Below are 1255 nucleotides of genomic sequence, written 5' to 3' on the forward strand. Positions count from 1 at the left end.
CGTCTGTTCGATAGAGAGAGCTGCGGAGATGAAAGGCATCAGCGCTTCGGCAAGCGTCCCAGCCCCGAGCGAATGGTTGCCGTCAACTCGACGAATTTCCTGCGCGAGAGCATCAACGGTCAGCATCGGCGCTCTCCTTGGAAAGCAGAGCGCGGGCGCGGCGGATTTCGCTAAGCTCCTCGGGGTTGGCCCACTGGCGTTCCGCGAGTTCGAGGACGTCGGATAGGCTGTCCCGCAGATCCGCAATCTCCCGCTCCATCTCCTCTACCTTACGGGCCTCTGCGAGGATGGCGGACATGACGACGGGGTTACAGGCCGCGATGTAGCGGGTGTTGGCGCGCCCTTTGAAGATATTGGCGATGAGCCCACTGTGCTCGCCCATCCCATCCGGGCCATAAACTCGCTGGTTTCCTTCGGTGCCTTCCCGCCACGGCCCCGGCGTCACACCTTCCATTGCTTTCTCGATAGCCTCGATAGCGGATATGTTGTCGGAGGTGGTCATGCTTCACCTGCCGGGTCTGCATAGACGACAGTGACCATCTGAGCCGGGACGCGCGCCTTGATGTTGCCAGCGAGGTCATAGACCGCGAAGAACGGAACCGGTGCGCACTGACCGTTTTCGCCGTAGGCAACGATCTTGGAGGTGCTGCCGTCTAAACGCGCATCGGTGGAGTATCCGCCGGCATCCTCGCCATCGTACCAGATTGACTTGATGGGGCGCGGGTCCATGTGGATGAGAGGGGTGTCAGTCATGCTTCCGGTCCTTTGGATTGAAGAGCGCGAAGGGTCGCAAGGACGAGGGCCATCGGGAGACTGTTGATCGCGGATGAACCGTAGAATTGTCCTGTCTCGTGATGGAGGGTCACCCGAGCAACGCCGTACAGGTTCGTTATCTCAAGCTCGACACCCGGCAGAACGCGCTCCGCCAGAGCAACGGCGGCGTCGATGGAGGATGTGTAGGCCGGCACGATGATGAGCCGGCCATCCGCGGCTCGCGTCTCGTCGATGGTGTAGGGCGGCCACAAATCGGTCTCGGATTTGACCTTGGTGAACTTCCGGGTGGCGCCCGGTGTCATTTCGAGCCAGACCATTGCGTCAAGCTCACGATCCGGCCCCGTGGCTTTCTCCACACGAGAGATGAGGGAGGATAGGTCGGTCATGCCGGGTTCCTCGCCTTGAGAATGATCGCCGTGCCGGCCTCCACGTCTCCTGTTACGGAGTAGAGATCGATCGCGAGTTGAAACGGGTCGATGCC

3 protein-coding genes are annotated in these 1255 nt (G+C 61.0%); all 3 read right to left on the minus strand.

Going from position 1 to position 1255, the window contains the following annotated elements:
* Window positions 1-112: 112 nt before the first annotated feature.
* Genes EXZ48_RS34580 through EXZ48_RS34590 form a run of 3 tightly spaced genes read right to left on the minus strand, consistent with a single transcriptional unit; the run spans window position 113 to window position 1160 of the window.
* A complete protein-coding gene (locus EXZ48_RS34580; RefSeq protein WP_130521588.1) occupies window positions 113-502 on the minus strand; it encodes a hypothetical protein in 390 nt (129 codons plus the stop codon).
* Window positions 499-753 carry a hypothetical protein gene (locus EXZ48_RS34585; protein ID WP_130521590.1) on the minus strand — a complete coding sequence of 85 codons (255 nt, stop codon included), beginning with the start codon at window positions 751-753 and terminating at the stop codon, window positions 499-501. The genes EXZ48_RS34580 and EXZ48_RS34585 overlap by 4 nt, the downstream gene beginning before the upstream one ends.
* Window positions 750-1160: a hypothetical protein gene (locus EXZ48_RS34590; RefSeq protein WP_130521592.1), complete on the minus strand. Its 411-nt coding sequence runs from the start codon at window positions 1158-1160 to the stop codon at window positions 750-752. The genes EXZ48_RS34585 and EXZ48_RS34590 overlap by 4 nt, the downstream gene beginning before the upstream one ends.
* Window positions 1161-1255: the final 95 nt, after the last annotated feature.

The organism is Shinella sp. JR1-6, assembly GCF_004284735.1.
Lineage (GTDB): Bacteria > Pseudomonadota > Alphaproteobacteria > Rhizobiales > Rhizobiaceae > Shinella.